This window comes from Porphyrobacter sp. GA68, assembly GCF_022605525.1.
Taxonomy (GTDB): Bacteria; Pseudomonadota; Alphaproteobacteria; order Sphingomonadales; family Sphingomonadaceae; genus Qipengyuania_B.
Genome location: NZ_JAKQYJ010000002.1, coordinates 461,736 through 478,673, shown reverse-complemented (window position 1 = coordinate 478,673; position 16,938 = coordinate 461,736). Strand labels below are relative to the sequence as shown.

The following is a 16,938-nucleotide window of genomic DNA, read 5'->3' as shown; positions in this document are numbered from 1 at the left end:
CGTTAGAAGCGCCGGCCACAACCTTGCTGCGCCGCTCCGGCTGGGTCATACCCTCCGAAGAAATCTGCGATCGTGATCGAGTCCGTCCCGAAATAATGTTCTACGCGGACGGCAGGCCTCGTCTCCTGCGCGTTCCCCGTTCCATCATAGATGGCGTAAGAGCCGGGCAGTTCACCAACCTGACGAACCGTGAAGTTGGCGCCTTCGTGCACGACCGTTTCAGCAACAGGTGCTGCGGCGAAACTCGCGCTTTCGGTGATTTCGAAGGCGTCGGGACCAATCATGCCGGTGAGGTGAGTACCCAGCCTGCCCTTTTCCGCCTGCACGATCGTTCCGGTAGCAGGAAGGTTGAAAGCAACGCGTTCCATGCACACGCGGGTCGGGCCGCGCACGATCTCCGCCAAGGTCGGTGGGCCGGGCGTGGCGCAGGCGGACACTGCTCCAAGGAGCACGACAAGCAGCAGATTTCTCATGCCGAAAGCCTGTAGTCGCTGAACCGTGCGCGTAAATCCTTTTTGCTGATCTTTCCGGTGGCAGTGTGCGGAATGTCCTCAACGAACTCGATCGCGTCGGGCAACCACCATTTGGCAACCTTGTCGGCGAGGAATTCGGCAATCGCGGCGGCCTCGACCTGCGCCCCCTGCTTACGCACGACGAACAGCACCGGCCGTTCGTCCCAGCGTGGATGCGGCATACCGAGTGCCGCGGCCTCAGCCACGGCAGGATGTCCCATCGCAGCGTTCTCAAGCTCGACTGAACTGATCCATTCACCGCCCGACTTGATCACGTCTTTGGTCCGGTCGGTCAGCTGCAAGGTGCCGTCGGGATGCAGAATGCCGACGTCGCCGGTATCGAACCACCCGTCGGCATTGACCGCGTCCTCCTCCGCCTTGAAATAGCGGCGGATCACCCATGGTCCACGGACCTGCAAGGCGCCGCTTGACACACCATCGCGCGGCAGGACCGTTTGCATGTCTGTCAAATCCACCGTCCGCAATTCCACACCGAATGGCGCACGTCCCTGCATCTGCTTGACATCGACCTGCTGCTCGAAGGTCAGGTCGTCCCAGTCGTAGGTCTTTGCGCCGGTGGTGCCGATCGGGCTGGTTTCCGTCATGCCCCATGCGTGAGCCACGTTGACGCCCATCCGCATCAGCCGCTCGATCATAAATCGTGGTGCGGCCGAGCCGCCGATGATCGCCTGCCGCAGGTCCGGCAAGGTGTCGCCGGTCGCATCCATGTGATGGAACATCGCCTGCCACACGGTCGGCACCCCCGCGGAATGCGTGACCCTTTCTCTCCGCATCAGATCGCACAGCACGGCGGGATCGTTAACGGCGGAGAACACGAACTTGATGCCCGTCGCCGCCCCGCCCCAGGGCAGACCCCAGCTGGCCGCGTGGAACATGGGGACGACTGGCAGCATGACGGATTGCGGATCGGCATCAAAGATGGCTGGCTGAAGCGCGACAAGGGCGTGGATGACGGTGGAACGGTGTTCGTACAGAACCCCCTTGGGATTGCCGGTGGTGCCGCTGGTATAGCAGAGCATGCATGGATCGCGCTCCCCCACCGGCACCCACGCTACGTCGCCGTTCTGGTGGTCGATCCACTGCCGGAATTCTCCATCATCGAGGCAGATGTAATGCTCTATGGTGGTCCAGCGCGATTTCATCTTGTCCACCAGTGGCCGGAACGCTGCGTCGTACAACAGCACGCGGTCTTCGGCATGATTGGCGATGTATTCCAGCTGATCTTCAAACAGCCGCGGGTTGATGGTGTGAAGGATTGCCCCCGCCCCCGTCGCGCCGTACCAGCAGACCAGGTGATGCGCGTGGTTCATCGCAAGTGTCGCGACCCGGTCGCCCTTGGTAATTCCCAGAGCGCCTAACGCCTGCGCCATTTTCTTGGCGTCCTGCCGAATGTCGGCCCATCCAGTCCGCGTTTCGCTGCCGTCGGCCCACCGGGTGACGATCTCGCGCTGCCCATGTTCGCGTGCCGCGTGGTCGATCAAGTGGGTGACCACAAGATCCCAGTCCTGCATGGCGCCTGACATATTCGCATGTTCTCCCAGCTGTTTTGCCCTACTGTGCCGTGGAAGGGAGTGGGCAGCAAGAGGAACGTCAGGCGACCAGACGCAACCTGCCGCTGCTGGCCTTGCGCACTGACAGCCGAACGTCCGCAATTCCGGCCGCGCCGTTCAGCCGCTCCGCCAGTTCTCCGTCCACGGCGTACCGACGCCCCAGATTGAGCGTGACGTTTTGCCCGCAGGACAGGCGCAATGTAACCAGCACTTCGTCCCGCTTGGCGCCGCCCGGCACAAGTTGTTCCGCCAGCGCGCGCAGTCCCGCTTCATCCAGGATGCTGAGGGTGAGAGTCATAGGCACGCTGCCGCTGATCTCCGCCAGCGGACGCGCGCCGCGTACCGTGATGCGCGGCGGCTCCTCCGGGCTCGGACTATCGAGTTCCACATTCAGCAGGAGACATGCGCCCTCCGCTGCCCATTTCTGCAGCGGTTCCACCAGACCTTCTTCAAAACAGGCGGCGCTGAACTGGCCGGTCTGATCGGAGAAGTCGCAGCGGACGAACTCCGCCTCGCGTTTGGTCCGGCCGCGCTTCACACCTTCCACCAGCACCGCCATGACCGCGTTCTGGCGGGCACCCCCCGCAACCCCGCCCGCCGTGACCAGGGACGCATGACTGCGCGCACCCTGTGCGCTGGCCACATCGCGGAAGGCTTCGACCGGGTGGGCGGAGAAGAAGAAGCCGAAGTTCTCGCGCTCACGGTTCATCCGCTCCGTGCGGCTCCATGCCTCGCACGGCCGCAGCCGCAGTGGTTCGGCCGCCCGCTCTTCACCCCCGAACAGCCCCGCCTGACCGCTCTCGCGTTCGCGCAGGGCAGCGTCCGCGAGAGCCAACAGGAGGTCGACGTTGTGCAGAAGGAGCGCGCGGTCAGCTTCAAGGCAATCGAGCGCGCCGGCACAGATCAGCCCTTCCAGCTGACGAGAATTGAGAGTGCCTTTGGGTAACCGTTCACACAGGTTCTGCAAGCTGGTGAACGGGCCTGCGCGCTCGCGTTCCGCCACCAGCGACTCCATGGCTTTTTCGCCGACATTGCGTACCCCCGCGAGCGCGTAGCGCACGGCAAAGCCGCTGTCGGTCGCTTCCACGGTGAACTCCGCCTCCGACCGGTTGATGTCGGGGCCGGCAAGGGCGATACCGCCGCGTCGCGCATCGTCGACAAAGACCGCCAGCTTCTCCGACTGGTGCATGTCGAAGCACATCGAGGCAGCGTAGAACTCTTCGGGGTAGTGCGCCTTCAGCCACCCCGTTTGATAGGCGAGGAGGGCGTATGCGGCGGCGTGGCTCTTGTTGAAACCGTAACCGGCGAACTTGTCGATCAAGTCGAACAGATCGTTCGCCTGTCGGGGAGTGATGCCCGACACCTCGCCGCAGCCGTCGACGAACCGCTGTCGCTGGGCGTCCATCTCGGATTGCACCTTCTTGCCCATGGCGCGGCGCAGGAGGTCGGCGTCGCCCAGCGAGTAGCCAGCCAGGACCTGTGCTGCCTGCATCACCTGTTCCTGGTACACGAAGATGCCGTAAGTTTCGGCCAGGATGCCTTCCAGCTTGGGATGCGGGTATTCAATCGGCACTTCGCCCGCTTTGCGTCTGCCGAACAGCGGAATATTATCCATCGGACCTGGCCGGTAGAGGGACACTAGGGCGATGATATCCTCGAACCGGGTCGGCTTTACCGCCGTAAGGGTGCGGCGCATGCCTTCGGATTCCAGCTGGAACACGCCCACCGTGTTACCTGCCTTCAGCAGGTCGAACACGGCTGGATCATCTAAGGGCAAGGTCGCAAGATTGACTGCAATACCACGCTTTTCGAGCAGGTCGGTCGCCTTCTTGAGGACCGACAAGGTTTTGAGACCGAGGAAGTCGAACTTGACAAGCCCGCTGGTCTCGACGTGCTTCATGTCGAACTGCGTCACCGGCATATCCGACCGCGGATCGCGATAAAGCGGCACCAGCTGCGCGAGCGGACGATCGCCGATGACAACGCCTGCGGCGTGGGTCGAGGAGTTGCGCGGAAAACCTTCCAGTTGAAGGGCAAGGTCAACCAGCCGCTTCACGTCGTTATCGTTGTCGTACTCGCGCCGAAAATCTGCCGCGCCATTTAGCGCCCGCTTCAGCGTCCATGGATCGGTGGGGTGGTTGGGTACCATCTTGCACAGGCGGTCCACGTGCCCGTAGCTCATCTGCAGAATGCGGCCGCAATCCCGCAGAACGGCTCTCGCCTTGAGTTTACCAAAAGTGATGATCTGAGCGACGCGATCCTCGCCGTAGCGAGTCTGCACATAGCGGATCACCTCTCCCCGCCGCGTTTCGCAGAAGTCGATATCGAAATCTGGCATGGACACGCGTTCGGGATTGAGGAAGCGTTCGAACAGCAGGCCAAGGCGGATGGGGTCAAGATCGGTGATGGTCAGCGACCACGCCACCAGGCTGCCCGCGCCAGAACCACGGCCCGGGCCCACAGGTATGCCATTCTCCTTGGCCCATTTGATGAAGTCGGCAACGATGAGGAAGTATCCGGGAAACCCCATGCGGGTAATCACGTCGACTTCAAAGGCCAGCCGTTCGGTATAGGTCTGACGCTCCTCCGCCGACAGATCTGGGTAAAGTGCCAGGCGATCATCCAGCCCGGCCCGCGCATCCTCGGCCAGCTTCGCGGCTTCGGCCTGCTGATCCCCGGCGAGGCTGGGCAGAATCGGAGCGCGTTCGGGAGGAGAAAAGGCGCAACGCTGCGCTACGACCAGCGTATTTGCCGTCGCTTCAGGCAGATCGTCGAACAGTTCTGCCATCATGCGGGCAGATTTGACCCAGGCCTGCTTGTTGGATCGGCGGCGCTGCTGGGTATCGAGGTAAGTTGACGCGGCGATGCACAGCATGCCGTCATGAGCCGCATGGCCGTGCGGGTCACCGAAATTCGCCGGATTGGTCGCGACGATCGGCAGGTCGAGGTCGTAGGCAAGCGCGAGGAGCTTGTCTTCCGCCGCCTCCTCCACCTCATTGCCGCACCGGGCAAGTTCGACATAAAGCCGGTCAGGAAAAATTGCGGCGAGTTGCTTTAGCAAAGCTTGTGAGGCGGTGTCCTGGCCATCGGCCAGCAGGCGGGTAACACCCCCCTCCCCGGCTCCGGTCAGCGCTATCAGGCCATCCGTCCGCCCGTGCAGCATCGCCAGCGGCACGTGCGGCTCCTGCTCCAGCGGGCGGTCGAGATGTGCACGGCTCACGAGATCGCACAGATTGGCATAACCCGTCTCGTCCTGGACCAGGAGCGGGAGGTAGTCGACTTCGCAGCGATCTTCCGTCGCTGGCCTGGCGACGCCCAGGAGCGCGCCGATGATGGGCTGAATGCCTTCCTCGCTGCACGCCTTGGCGAAAGGGATTACGCCGTAAAGACCGTTGCGGTCACAGATCGCGGCGGCGGGAAAGCCACGCTCCTTCGCCAGCTTCGCGATCTCCTTGGGCTCGATCGCGCTGTCCAGCATGGAGTAGGCCGAAGCGATACGCAAAGGGACGAAGGGCGCAAAGGGCATTCGCGTCATATGCTTTGCGAATTGCCTCCTGCCAAGCCGAACCTCCGGGCTAATCCCCCGATCCGGCCGCCGTGGCGGCGGCGATCTTGCGCCGAATGTCGCGCACCTTGCTCACCGCGCCCCAGGCGAGAAGCGCGGCAAGAAACAGCCAGACCCAGACGGGGATGTTCCTCCCCACCACCGCGAGATACAGATAAGCGGATACGAAACAGAACCCGGCGGCAAGCGCGGGCAGAATGGTGGATTGCCCCGCCTTTGCGCGTTTCACCAGCCAGCCGACGGACAGGAAGAAGAACGGTATGGCGCCCACATAAATGCCGCCAAATATCCACGGGTTGACGCCATACTGCTCGCCAAGTGACAGAAACCACGTCTGCCAATCAGCCAGCATCGCAGACCCCGCCTGCGCGGCTCGGCATCATGAGCGTGGGAATGAAGGATGGCGGGCAAGCTCTGCGATTTCATCCGGGCTGTACTCGCGGTCACCAGCCTTTTCGATCACATAGCGCTGCCGTTCCTCCTGCGGCATCGCCATCAACTGCTCGATCAGCTCGGCAAAACTGCCACGGCGTAGCGCAGTGGCGTGATGCAGAACGCCGTCGCTCTGGCTGGCAAGGTGGAGCGCGGCGCGGTCGTGCCACTCAACTTCCTGGGTCACGGTGTCTTCTGCGCGAAAGGTGCTGGGATGGTCTGCCATCAGTATTCTCCTTTACCCTTCCAAACGGGGCAGGCGCGTTCCGGGTCCGCTATTCGAGCATCCCATTGTGCAGCTGCACGACACGATCCATCCGCGCCGCCAGCCGCTCGTTGTGGGTCGCGACCAAAGCGGCGCTGCCCTCGCCCCGCACCAGCTCCAGGAACTGCGCCAGCACCTTGTCCGCAGTGGCCTCGTCCAGATTACCGGTCGGCTCATCCGCGAGCACCAGGGTGGGTCGATTGGCGAGAGCGCGGGCGACGGCCACACGCTGCTGCTCTCCGCCGGACAATTGACTTGGCCGATGGGTCAGGCGGTGCTCCAGCCCGAGCGAGGCCAAAAGGCTGCGCGCGCGTTCATCCGCCTCGTGCCGGTCGCGCCCGGCGACCAGCTGGGGCAGAACGACATTTTCCGTCGCATTGAAATCTGGCAGCAAATGGTGGAACTGGTACACAAAGCCGAGGTGATTGCGGCGAACCGTCGTGCGTTCGTCCCGGTGCATATGGGTCGCATCGTTACCGGCGATGATTATCCGTCCGCCAAAGCCACCTTCCAGCAAACCAACGGCCTGCAGCATGGTTGATTTACCTGACCCAGACGGGCCGAGCAGCGCGACGATCTCGCCTGGCTGGACGGTCAGGTCGACGCCGCGCAGGACATCGATCCGCTGTCCACCCTGTTCGAACGACCGGGTAAGCTGTTCCAGCCGGACGACCGGCGCTGCGCCGTGATCACTCATAGCGCAGCACCTGCACCGGGTCCGTACTGGCCGCCTTGAGAGACGGGTAGAGCGTGGCAAGGAAGCTGAGGCCGAGCGCGAGAAGCACAATGAGCGCGATTTCCACCGGGTCGGTGCGCGATGGCAGCGTCGACAGGAACCGGACCTGCGGATCCCACAGATCCTGCCCTGTCACCGCGCCGATCACGTCCACAATCCCCTGGCGGAAGAAGAGGACCAGAAAACCCAGGGCCAGACCGGCAAAGGTGCCGATCGCGCCAACGGTGAAGCCGGTGGTGACGAAGATTTTCATCAGGCTGCGCCGGGTCGCGCCCATGGTCCGCATGATGGCGATATCCCGCGTCTTGGCACGCACGAGCATCACCAGACTGGAAAGGATGTTGAAGGCGGCGACCAGAACCATGAAGGACAGGGCAAAGGCCATCGCCACCCGCTCCACCTGCAGCGCCTCGAACAAGGAGGCGTTGATGGTTTGCCAGTCGGCGACCACCGCGCGGCCGGCAAGCTGCTGCCTCAACGGACCGAGAATGCGGGCGACATTGTCCGGGTTGTCCACCGTCAGCTCGATCATTCCAACGGAATCTTCCAGCAGCAGCAGCGTTTGCGCATCCTCTATCGGCATCACGACATAGGATTGATCGTAGTCGTATATCCCCACTTCGAAAATCGCCGCGATCTCGTAACCGATCTGGCGCGGCACAGTCCCGAACGGAGTGGCCCGGCCTTGAGGGTTGATGATGGTGAGCGTGTCGCCCACGCGTGCACCGACATTTTCCGCCAGGCGGGAGCCGATGGCAACTTTTCCGGCACCGGGTTGCAGCGCCCCGATGTTGCCGGCCACGATCTTGTCCGACAGCCGCGCAATGTCAGGCGCCGTGTTGCCTCTGGCAAGGATCGCTTCGACCCGCCCGTTATAGGTGGCGAGCAGCGGTTGCTCGATCAGGGCGCTGGCCCTGGTGACGCCCGGAGTGGCGCGCACCTCTTCCAGGACACTCTCCCAATTGTCCAGTCGTCCGCCGTAAGCCTGCACGATTGCATGGCCGTTCAGGCCGACGATCTTGTCGAGCAGCTCTGCACGAAAGCCGTTCATCACGCTCATCACGATCACCAGCATGGCGACGGACAGCATGACGACGCCGACGCTGATCCCGGCTACAAGGGCGATGAACGCTTCGCCGCGGCCGGGCAGCAGATAGCGCCGGGCAATGGTCCGTTCGAAGGGGCTGAGGATCACGAGGTGTACGGTTCGCTTGGGTGAAGGTTTGCTTGACAGACGTCATCTAAGGCGGAGACGCGGCAAGCGCAACTGCGGCCGCCGCGCCCGCCGGCGCACTTGTAATCGGTGCGCAACATCGCCATTGCCAAGCCAGGCATTACGCAGGGCGGCAAGCCGCTCTCTGGCAACGGCGAACCCTTGATGAACCTCACCGATCCTTTTCGCTGCGCTGACGGCGACAAGCTGCGCGAGGAGTGCGGCGTGTTCGGCGCCATCGGCGCGCCCGATGCCGCCGCGATCACCGCGCTCGGGCTGCACGCGTTGCAGCACCGGGGACAGGAGGCGGCGGGCATCGTCAGCTTCGACGGGACCGAGTTCTTCGTGCGACGCGGGCTGGGCCACGTGGCGGAAAACTTCTCCGGACAGGAAGCGATCGCCGCTCTGCCCGGCATGATGGCGGCCGGCCACGTCCGCTACTCCACGACAGGCGGCGCGGGCCTGCGCAATGTCCAGCCGCTCTATGCCGATCTCGCCGCGGGCGGTTTTGCCGTGGCTCACAACGGGAACATCTCCAACGCCGCGACCTTGCGCGCGGAACTGGTGTCGCGTGGGGCGATCTTCCAGTCCACGTCCGATACCGAGGTCATCATCCACCTTGTCGCGACCAGCCGCTATCCCACGCTGGTCGACCGGCTGATCGACGCGCTGCGGCTGGTCGAGGGGGCCTTCGCTCTTGTGGTCATGACCCCCGAAGGGATGATCGCCTGCCGCGACCCGCTCGGTATCAGACCTCTCGTGATGGGGCGCGTGGGAGACGCCACCCTGTTCGCCAGCGAAAGCGTGGCGTTCGACGTGGTGGGTGCGGAGTTCATCCGGGAAATCGAACCGGGCGAAATGATCGAGGTCGGGTTTGACGGCAATGTCCGCACCCTTCGCCCGTTCGGCCAGCACCGGCCCCGTCCCTGCGTGTTCGAGCACGTGTACTTCAGCCGGCCGGATTCCGTTTTCGCCGGGCGCAGCGTTTACGAAGCGCGCAAGGCGATTGGCAGCCAGCTGGCGCTGGAAAGCCCGGTCGACGCCGATCTGGTCGTGCCCGTACCCGACAGCGGCGTGCCGGCGGCGATCGGCTTTGCCCACACGTCCGGCATTCCGTTCGAACTGGGCATCATCCGTTCGCATTATGTCGGGCGTACCTTTATCCAGCCATCGGAAGGAGCGCGCCACACCGGCGTCCGGCGCAAGCACAACGCCAATCGCGCCCTGGTGGCGGGCAAGCGTATCGTCCTCATCGACGATTCCATCGTGCGCGGCACTACAAGTATGAAGATCGTGGAAATGATGCGCGACGCCGGAGCGGCAGAGGTTCATTTCCGCGTCGCCAGTCCGCCCACGGCGCACAGCTGCTTTTACGGGGTGGACACTCCTGAACGATCCAAGCTGCTCGCCGCGCGAATGGAGGTTGAGCCGATGCGCGACTTCATCAAGGCGGACACTCTCGCCTTTGTATCCCTGGACGGTCTGTATCGTGCCGTCGCCGGGGTAGATCGCGACAACGCCGCACCGCAGTTCTGCGACGCCTGCTTCAGCGGCGATTACCCGACAAGCCTCACCGATCTGGCGCGAGCGACGAATGTTGACGCGCAACTATCCTTTCCGGTGGGCAAGGTCGCCTGACGATGGCGGAAGAAAAGATACTGCTGGGTAAGGTTGCGCTCGTCACCGGAGCGAGCCGGGGGATTGGCGCGGCCACGGCGCAAGCGCTGGCGCGGGCAGGTGCTCACGTGATCCTGACTGCCCGGACCGCGGCAGACCTGGAACAGATCGAGGATCAAATTCACGAAGCTGGCGGCGCGGCCACCATTGCTCCGGTCGATCTGACCGAACCTGATGCGGTTGCGCGCCTTGCCGCCGCTGTCGGCAATCGCTGGGATCGCCTTGACCATCTCGTAATATCGGCGGCATACCTGCCGCTGCTGACGTCAGTTGCCCATATAGAGCCGAAAGAGTTCAACAAGGCTCTGACCGTCAACGTGTTGGCGACACAGGCCCTTCTTGCATCCTTCGACGCGCTCCTGAAACGCAGCCAGGCGGGCCGGATCGTCGGCTTGACCAGCAGCGTTGCCCAGACGCCGCGCGCCTACTGGGGCGCCTATGCAGCAACCAAGGCTGCGTTCGAAATGCTGCTCGACTGCCATGCGCAGGAGGTAGAGCGGATCAGCCGGGTACGAGTCGCCATCGTGGATCCCGGCGCGACCAGAACAGCCATGCGAGCGCGCGCTTTCCCGGGCGAGGATGCCGCCACGCTCAAGTCGCCCGACGTGGTGGCTGCGCGCATTACCGCCTTGCTTGTGCAAGACTTTCCCACTGGCCATCGAGAGCGGGTGGACTGAGGCTACTTCGGTGCGCGCCCGTAGGCGGTGCAAGGAACCTTCGTAATGGTTTGTTTACCTTTTGCGTAGATAAGTCGGTAAGCAGCTTTCGTCATAAGAGAGTAGCCTTAGGGCAGGGAATGCCGGCAGACCCGCTTGGTTCTGCCGTGCAGCTGTCCCAGCCGCTCGCTGTCCGAAGGCCTGGTTTCCGTTTGCCTGAGGTTACGCCATGTCGATCATCAAGAGCACCAGCTATGACATAGCCGCGCAGGAGGACCGCTGCGCTCCGCGCACGAAGCTCAACATCCCTGCGCAGCTTCGCGCGTCAGGCAGCCGCGCCTTCCAGACGGTCGTTTACGACCTCTCCATCTCCGGCTTCTCCGCGGCGGCCATCAACCGCATGCACGAAGGACAGATCTGCTGGCTGACCCTGCCGGGCCTGGAGGCGCTGCAGGCACAGGTGGTCTGGTGGGAAAACTGCACCGCCGGCTGTGCCTTTGCCGAATTGCTCAGCCCGGTGGTGCACGAAAACATCCTGCAACGCTATGCCAGCAACGGCGTCTATCGCAGCACGTTGTAACCGGGGCGTCACTGCGTCGCGCTTGCCGCCGCAAGGTGTGTCAGTGCTTTCATCCATGCTTCCCGCTCGCCGCCGCCGGTGGCTCTTGGCTGATTGCTGACAATCGCCACGACCATGCGCTGTTCTGGGTAGATGGTGATGCTTTGGCCAAAGATGCCCTGCGCACCGAAGGCGCCTGCGGGATACGACCACCACTGATACCCATAGCCAAAGCCGGGCCGCTGGGCGAAGGCGGTGTAAGGCGCACCCGCTCGCTGGAACCAGCCGCCGGGTACGACTCCGCTGCCGCCCTCAAGCACCCACTGGCCAAAGCGCGCATAGTCGGCAACGGTCAGGGACAGGCAGCATCCGCCGATGCTCTGACCGGTCAGGTCGTTCATCCAGAACAGCGAGCCGGCAAAACCCGCCGGTTCGACGATCTTGTTCCTGGCAAGAGCAGCCAGAGACTTGCCCGTGGCCGCCATCACGATGTCGCCCAGCAGATTTGTTTCCAGCGTGTTGTAGCGCCAGCGCCCCTCGCCCACAGGCTCGGCCCGGCTGAGATTGCGAGCATAGGTCACTGACTGCGGTTCGCCCGCGCGCGGTTCCACGAGCAGCATGCGGGCAACGTCGCTGTTCGGGTCGGCGTAATCCTCGTTCCACGCAACACCTGAAGTCATGGTCGCGACCTGTCCTACCGTCACCCCGTCGTAGGCCGTACCCGCCAGCGCCGGAATATAGCGGGTTACCGGGTCGTCCAGACCTACGATCGCCCCCTCCGCCAGCGCGGCGCCGAGAAGAGCGGAGGTGAAGCTCTTTGCCACGGAAAAGCTGGTCCAGCGCCGGTTCGCGCCAAAACCCGCTGCGTAGCGTTCGTAGCGAACCTGCCCGTCCTGCAGAACCATGACACCCATGGCATGATTGGCGGCAAAAGCGTCATCAAGCGCGGAGACGATGCTCGGCGGCAACGGGCGTCCCTGGCGCAAGGCACGAGGCTGCGCCGCAGGGGCGACCTCCAGCCCGGCGAAATAGTCTTCCATGCGGGCGAACCGGTCGCGCTGCGTCGCCTGATCCCAGAACAGAACCTGCAGTTCCGCCGGATCGCGCAGCTCTGCCGGGTTGCTGATCCGCACCGCGTCGGGGGCGTGCGGGACGATCTGTGCCGGCGCGGTCGCGCAGGAGGAGAGCAGGCCGGCGGCCAGCAGGGTAGCAATTGCTCGCATCATATCATCCTTTCACCAAAGTCACCTGCCGCACATCGATGCCGCCACCGCGGAAACCGCCCTCACAATACATGAGGTAGTACCGCCAGAGATTGCAGAAGCGATCATCGAAGCCCGCAGGCAGCCGCCCTTGGCGCAGCGCTTCGTCGAACCGTTCCCGCCACAGGCAAAGCGTTTCTGCGTAATCTCCGCCAAAGGCTTCCTCGTCTTGCCAAGTGAGGCCACGCTGTTCGGCCAGACACCGGAACTCGCTCGCCCGGATCAGCAGGCCGCCGGGAAAAATATACGCCTGGATGAAGTCGGCACTGGCAGCGTAACGGTCGAACAGGTCATCGCGCATGGTAATGAACTGCAACGCCGCCCGGCCGCCTGGCTTCAAGGATCTTGCGACGCAATCCAGAAAGACCGGCCAGTATTCGCGCCCCAGCGCCTCCACCATTTCAACGCTGATGATGGCGTCAAATTGCTCCGACACAGCGCGGTAATCCTGATACCGGAAATCGATGGCGGGATCGTGCCGCTCCTTGGCCCAGGCAAGCTGTTCGCGCGACAGGCTGATCGCTGTGACCGCGCTGCCGGTCCGAGCGAAGTCGTTCGCCAGCGACCCCCAGCCGCAGCCGATTTCCAGCAGGGTGCCAGGCTTGCCCAGCCGTTCCCGCAAACGGGCCCATTTGCGGCGCTGCCCTTCCTCCAGACTTGCGGCGCCGGCCAGATGATAGGCGCTGGAGTAGCTCATCGTCGTATCCAGCCACGCGGCGTAGAAGTCATTCCCCAGATCATAATGCGCGGCGATGTTCCGCTGTGCCCCAGCCGCCGTGTTGCGGTTGCGAAGGTGCGCCAGCTTTAGCAGCTGCCGAAACAGACCCTTGGCCCGGGCCGTATCGCCCAACCGCTCGCCGTGCTGCATGAACAGGGCGAACAGCGGGACGGGATCCGGGCTGTCCCATTCCCCCGCCTCCCATGCCTGGTACCACCCGACCGAACCTGTGCTGGCGAGCCGGACCAGCGCATTCCAGCTTCGCAGCTCCACATGGCAAACGAACCCTGGCGCACGCCCGCCCAATGTGACGCTTTCACCGTTGGGAAGCGTTCCGTATATGGCGCCCGTGACCAGCGCCTCGTTGATCCGGCCGAGGATGCGGTTCAACCCGGGCGCAGCCAGCCGGGCCAGCCTCCCCGGACGGTGGCCGAACCACCGCGCATTACCCACCAGCCGGCCCCCACGCCGTGTCGTCTGCATATCCATCCCGCGTGCCCTATGCGACGCGCCGCGCCGCGCCGCAAGCGCGCGGCATCAGCCTGCTGCCTTCATCTGCCGATAAGCCGTCAGGGCCCGTTCGCGTCCTTGCTGGTGACCAATCAGAGGCTCCGGATATTGGCCCGGACGGATACCTGCCGGCGGATCGTGGATGTCGGCATCGGACAGGCCGGCAAGTTCCGGCACCCACTCCCGAATATAACCTGCCGCATCGAACTTGGCCGACTGGGTGAGCGGAGCCATGATCCGCGTGAACTGCTGCGCGTCCACGCCGCTGCCAGCGATCCATTGCCAGTTGAACGCATTGTTGGCGTAATCTGCGTCCACCAGCGTGTCCCAGAACCAGCGTTCCCCGTGCCGCCAGTCGATGAGCAGGTGTTTGACGAGGAAGCTCGCCACAATCATCCGCACCCTGTTGTGCATCCAACCGATGGCCCACAGCTGCCGCATCCCCGCGTCCACGATTGGATAGCCGGTCTGGCCTTTCTGCCACGCCTTCAGGTCGGCCGCAGCGCCGGGGTCTGCATCGGGATCACGCCAGGGAAATCGATCGAACTGCTCACGCGCATTCTGTTCGCCGTAACGGGGATACTGCAGGATGATGTTCTGGGTGAAGTCGCGCCAGATCAGCTCGCCCTTGAACTTGCTCCACCCCTCTTCGGGCCTGCCGTCGAAGTGGTGCCATACCGTCGCCGGGCTGATCTCGCCCCAGTGCAGGTGCGGCGACAATTGGGAACTGCCCTGCTCCGAGGGCAGGTTGCGGCCCACGTGGTACGCGCCAATCGCCCGGTCGAACTGTTCCAGCTTGCTTAGCGCAGCTCGCTCGCCGACCTTGCCGCCCCAGTAACTCCTGAACCCGCCAGCCCAATCCGGCCGGGCAGGCAACAGCCGCCAATCCGCCAACCTATCGCCGCGCGGCCTTGCGTCAGGCGCCGTCAGCCGGTCCGGTGCGGCCAGCGGCTCGGCCGGGGGCAGGCGACCGGCGGCTGCTTTGGCGAAGGGGCCGTAGATCTTGTATGGCTGCCCTGCGCCGGTCGCGACGCTGCCCGGAGGGAAGAGGTAATTGCCATCGTGGATATGCAGGTCGCACCCTTCCGGCAACGCTGTCGCCAACGCATCTTCCGCTTGCTGCCACCACCATTCATAGTGGCGGATGGCGTGGACCGCCGCAGCGCCCGTCTCCGCTGCAAGTGTGCTCAGTACCGCGACGCTGTCACCCCGCCGAAGGACCAGCGGATTGCCGAGCCGCTCCAGCTCCCCGGCCAGCGCTTCGAGAGAGTGGTGCAGCCACCAGCGATGCGCGCCGCCATAACGCCGGTCACCGGCTCGCTCGTCGTCGAGGATGAACACCGGGATGACGGGACCGAGGCTGGCGGCATGATGCAAGGCGGCCTGGTCTGCGAGGCGCAGGTCGCGGCGGAACCAGACGATGTGTGGGGCAGTCATGGCGTCGGAACGGCACAGGCTTGTGCCTTGTTCCTCTCCCCATGAACGATCACTCCTACCATCTGCCCGAACATGCGGCCGGTAACATCGCGCCGCCGGCGCGCGCAATGCCGCTGGACGCGCGTAAGCTGTTCGTCGCTAGCGGGTTGTGCTGGGCCGCCTTCGCCGTCGTGACGTGGTTGGCGCTCAACAATGCGGCCGCGCCGTTCGACCGCGCGGGGCTGCTGTGGTGGCGCGCGCCGGATGGTTCGCCGCTCGGTCCGGCGTGGCTGGCGGAAGCGGTGCGTGACGTGACCGCGCTGGGCGGTGTTCTGTTGCGCAACCTGTTCGTGCTCACGGTGGCGGCGGCGCTGCTGTTCCTGCGGTTGCGGCGTGAAGCAGGGATGCTGGTAGCAACGGTTGCCGGCGGGTGGGCCGTCAACACGCTGCTCAAGGGGCTGGTGGCGCGGGAGCGGCCGGCGATCGTGCCGCATCTGATGGAAGCGGGCGGAATGAGCTTCCCCAGCGGTCACAGCTTCAACGGCGCGGTTGCCTGGCTTGCCGTTGCCCTGGCGCTCGCCACGCTGAGCGGCCGGCAGAGCGTGCGCCGGAGTGTCGTCGGCGCCGCTCTGCTGCTGTCCGCGGCGATAGCGTGGAGCCGGGTTTGGCTGGGCGTTCATTACCCGACCGACGTGATCGCCGGCTGGCTCGGCGGGGTTGGCTGGGCGTTCATGGCAGCCGCGCTTGCCAGCAGGATCATGGAAGCGCCGGTTCGCACCGCACCTGCGGCAACGCGACGGTGAACCTGCCGCGAGCGCGCGGGTCGTAGAAGCGGGCATCGCGGATCAGCACCGAACCGTCGGGCGCGCGGTCGGCGAACGGCGCGCGGGACCAGAACAGAAAGGCGTCGAGGTCGGGGTTCGGCTGCGCAGCGGCGGCGGTCAGCGCGTCGCTCAGGTCGCATTGGCCGAGCAGTTCGCTGCCGACGCGCCACAGATTCTCGTTCTCTTGCGCGATAACCTCCCGCTGCCAGCTGGCGATGGGCACCGGGCTAGCAAACGCCGCTGGGCGGGTCGACGCCATGAACCACGAGATCGCCGCTTGCACACCGACATAGATCGATGCAACCGCAAGCGCGGTGCGGCCGACCTTGCGCCAGTCCCCTCCCCGCTTTTCCCGCCTGAGCGACAGCCAGGTACTCACCCCCAGCAGCACCCACAGCCACACGTCGATGATGAACAGCGTGTCGCCATAGAACCAGCGGCTGGAGAACGGCTCCAGCAGGCGGATGCCATAGACGTTGAGCCAGTCGAGCGCCGGGTGGGTCAGCGTCCCGAGCAGGCTGAGCGCATAGAGCGCGCCCAATTGGACCGGCAACCGCCCTGCGGGCCGCCTGCCCCGCCCCGCCTGCCAGCGGTCGAAGGCATAGAGCAGCCCCGCCAGGATTAGCGGCAGCAGCACCCAGGCGATCGGGCCGTGGGTGATCCCGCGGCGGAAGGCGAGATGCTGCGTACCCTCTAGCCAGAAGAAGCAGGCAGCATCGATATCGGGGATGTTCGCCCCGATGATGAGCGCCGGCATGGCCAGCCCGGTGCGCCGCTTCAGCCCGGTCTGACCCAGCAGCGCGCCAACCAGTGAATGGGTCAGATTGTCCACAAACGAGCTCCGTTCATCGCTCGCACCGAACACATGGACCGCATGTTACACGGTTCAGAGGAGAAAAATGTCGCGCGTAAAGGGAGGTCGCTCAAGCGCAGGGTCAGAAGCGGCAGGGCGGCGGACATGGGCAGGTGATAGCCGGCGATCGTCCGGTAGGACAGCCGGGCAGCCGACCGCCGGACCGTGG

General features: G+C 64.4%; 15 protein-coding genes. 4 read left to right on the top strand and 11 right to left on the bottom strand.

All coding sequences use genetic code 11. The features are described 5' to 3' along the window. Nucleotides 1–2 precede the first annotated feature (2 nt). The 7 genes from LHJ54_RS10085 to LHJ54_RS10055 form a co-directional block, all read right to left on the bottom strand. Complete coding sequence (locus LHJ54_RS10085; RefSeq protein ID WP_228243762.1) at nucleotides 3–473, bottom strand: hypothetical protein; 471 nt, start codon at nucleotides 471–473, stop codon at nucleotides 3–5. Beyond that, entirely contained in the window at nucleotides 470–2,056 is a 1,587-nt protein-coding gene (locus tag LHJ54_RS10080; RefSeq protein ID WP_228243761.1) for a long-chain fatty acid--CoA ligase, read from the bottom strand. The genes LHJ54_RS10085 and LHJ54_RS10080 overlap by 4 nt, the downstream gene beginning before the upstream one ends. 67 nt (nucleotides 2,057–2,123) lie before the next feature. Beyond that, nucleotides 2,124–5,609, bottom strand: a complete 3,486-nt coding sequence (gene dnaE, locus LHJ54_RS10075; protein WP_228243760.1) for a DNA polymerase III subunit alpha — start codon at nucleotides 5,607–5,609, stop codon at nucleotides 2,124–2,126. A gap of 49 nt (nucleotides 5,610–5,658) precedes the next feature. Continuing rightward, nucleotides 5,659–6,000 (bottom strand): hypothetical protein, encoded by a 342-nt coding sequence (locus LHJ54_RS10070; RefSeq protein WP_228243759.1) that lies wholly within the window; start codon nucleotides 5,998–6,000, stop codon nucleotides 5,659–5,661. Between the two features lie 27 nt (nucleotides 6,001–6,027). Then, complete coding sequence (locus LHJ54_RS10065; protein WP_228243758.1) at nucleotides 6,028–6,306, bottom strand: hypothetical protein; 279 nt, start codon at nucleotides 6,304–6,306, stop codon at nucleotides 6,028–6,030. 49 nt (nucleotides 6,307–6,355) lie between these two features. After that, nucleotides 6,356–7,042 (bottom strand): ABC transporter ATP-binding protein, encoded by a 687-nt coding sequence (locus LHJ54_RS10060; RefSeq protein WP_228243757.1) that lies wholly within the window; start codon nucleotides 7,040–7,042, stop codon nucleotides 6,356–6,358. Then, entirely contained in the window at nucleotides 7,035–8,276 is a 1,242-nt protein-coding gene (locus LHJ54_RS10055) for a lipoprotein-releasing ABC transporter permease subunit (RefSeq protein ID WP_228243756.1), read from the bottom strand. The genes LHJ54_RS10060 and LHJ54_RS10055 overlap by 8 nt, the downstream gene beginning before the upstream one ends. Before the next feature lie 183 nt (nucleotides 8,277–8,459). On the opposite strand from LHJ54_RS10055, the gene purF reads away from it, so the two are divergent. The 3 genes from purF to LHJ54_RS10040 all read left to right on the top strand — a co-directional run bounded on the left by purF (nucleotide 8,460) and on the right by LHJ54_RS10040 (nucleotide 11,207). Further along, entirely contained in the window at nucleotides 8,460–9,932 is a 1,473-nt protein-coding gene (gene purF / locus LHJ54_RS10050; protein ID WP_228244351.1) for an amidophosphoribosyltransferase, read from the top strand. A gap of 2 nt (nucleotides 9,933–9,934) precedes the next feature. Continuing rightward, nucleotides 9,935–10,648, top strand: coding sequence for an SDR family NAD(P)-dependent oxidoreductase (locus LHJ54_RS10045; protein WP_228243755.1), 714 nt, complete (start codon nucleotides 9,935–9,937; stop codon nucleotides 10,646–10,648). 208 nt (nucleotides 10,649–10,856) lie between these two features. Further along, a complete protein-coding gene (locus tag LHJ54_RS10040) occupies nucleotides 10,857–11,207 on the top strand; it encodes a PilZ domain-containing protein (RefSeq protein ID WP_228243754.1) in 351 nt (116 codons plus the stop codon). Between the two features lie 8 nt (nucleotides 11,208–11,215). On the opposite strand, the gene LHJ54_RS10035 is transcribed toward LHJ54_RS10040, so the two are convergent. Genes LHJ54_RS10035 through LHJ54_RS10025 form a run of 3 tightly spaced genes read right to left on the bottom strand, consistent with a single transcriptional unit; the run spans nucleotide 11,216 to nucleotide 15,113 of the window. Further along, complete coding sequence (locus tag LHJ54_RS10035) at nucleotides 11,216–12,412, bottom strand: serine hydrolase (protein ID WP_228243753.1); 1,197 nt, start codon at nucleotides 12,410–12,412, stop codon at nucleotides 11,216–11,218. Between the two features lies 1 nt (nucleotide 12,413). Continuing rightward, on the bottom strand, nucleotides 12,414–13,655 hold the full coding sequence (locus tag LHJ54_RS10030; RefSeq protein WP_228243752.1) for a cyclopropane-fatty-acyl-phospholipid synthase family protein: 1,242 nt from the start codon (nucleotides 13,653–13,655) through the stop codon (nucleotides 12,414–12,416). Nucleotides 13,656–13,703: 48 nt separating this feature from the next. Then, nucleotides 13,704–15,113: a deoxyribodipyrimidine photo-lyase gene (locus LHJ54_RS10025; RefSeq protein WP_228243751.1), complete on the bottom strand. Its 1,410-nt coding sequence runs from the start codon at nucleotides 15,111–15,113 to the stop codon at nucleotides 13,704–13,706. Nucleotides 15,114–15,154: 41 nt separating this feature from the next. On the opposite strand from LHJ54_RS10025, the gene LHJ54_RS10020 reads away from it, so the two are divergent. Then, nucleotides 15,155–15,895: a phosphatase PAP2 family protein gene (locus tag LHJ54_RS10020; RefSeq protein WP_228243750.1), complete on the top strand. Its 741-nt coding sequence runs from the start codon at nucleotides 15,155–15,157 to the stop codon at nucleotides 15,893–15,895. Here the strand turns inward: LHJ54_RS10020 and LHJ54_RS10015 are convergent. Then, nucleotides 15,849–16,748 carry a metal-dependent hydrolase gene (locus tag LHJ54_RS10015; protein ID WP_228243749.1) on the bottom strand — a complete coding sequence of 300 codons (900 nt, stop codon included), beginning with the start codon at nucleotides 16,746–16,748 and terminating at the stop codon, nucleotides 15,849–15,851. The two genes, LHJ54_RS10020 and LHJ54_RS10015, sit on opposite strands and share 47 nt — an antisense overlap. Between the last annotated feature and the right edge of the window lie 190 nt (nucleotides 16,749–16,938).

Excerpts from the sequence above, each read along its gene's own strand:
- LHJ54_RS10035 (WP_228243753.1), bottom strand. The coding sequence starts at position 12,412 with ATGATGCGAGCAATTGCTACCCTGCTGGCCGCCGGCCTGCTCTCCTCC.
- LHJ54_RS10025 (WP_228243751.1), bottom strand. The coding sequence starts at position 15,113 with ATGACTGCCCCACACATCGTCTGGTTCCGCCGCGACCTGCGCCTCGCA.
- LHJ54_RS10040 (WP_228243754.1), top strand. The coding sequence starts at position 10,857 with ATGTCGATCATCAAGAGCACCAGCTATGACATAGCCGCGCAGGAGGAC.
- LHJ54_RS10045 (WP_228243755.1), top strand. The coding sequence starts at position 9,935 with ATGGCGGAAGAAAAGATACTGCTGGGTAAGGTTGCGCTCGTCACCGGA.
- LHJ54_RS10080 (WP_228243761.1), bottom strand. The coding sequence starts at position 2,056 with ATGTCAGGCGCCATGCAGGACTGGGATCTTGTGGTCACCCACTTGATC.
- purF (WP_228244351.1), top strand. The coding sequence starts at position 8,460 with ATGAACCTCACCGATCCTTTTCGCTGCGCTGACGGCGACAAGCTGCGC.
- LHJ54_RS10070 (WP_228243759.1), bottom strand. The coding sequence starts at position 6,000 with ATGCTGGCTGATTGGCAGACGTGGTTTCTGTCACTTGGCGAGCAGTAT.
- LHJ54_RS10030 (WP_228243752.1), bottom strand. The coding sequence starts at position 13,655 with ATGGATATGCAGACGACACGGCGTGGGGGCCGGCTGGTGGGTAATGCG.
- LHJ54_RS10020 (WP_228243750.1), top strand. The coding sequence starts at position 15,155 with ATGAACGATCACTCCTACCATCTGCCCGAACATGCGGCCGGTAACATC.
- LHJ54_RS10085 (WP_228243762.1), bottom strand. The coding sequence starts at position 473 with ATGAGAAATCTGCTGCTTGTCGTGCTCCTTGGAGCAGTGTCCGCCTGC.
- LHJ54_RS10060 (WP_228243757.1), bottom strand. The coding sequence starts at position 7,042 with ATGAGTGATCACGGCGCAGCGCCGGTCGTCCGGCTGGAACAGCTTACC.
- dnaE (WP_228243760.1), bottom strand. The coding sequence starts at position 5,609 with ATGCCCTTTGCGCCCTTCGTCCCTTTGCGTATCGCTTCGGCCTACTCC.
- LHJ54_RS10065 (WP_228243758.1), bottom strand. The coding sequence starts at position 6,306 with ATGGCAGACCATCCCAGCACCTTTCGCGCAGAAGACACCGTGACCCAG.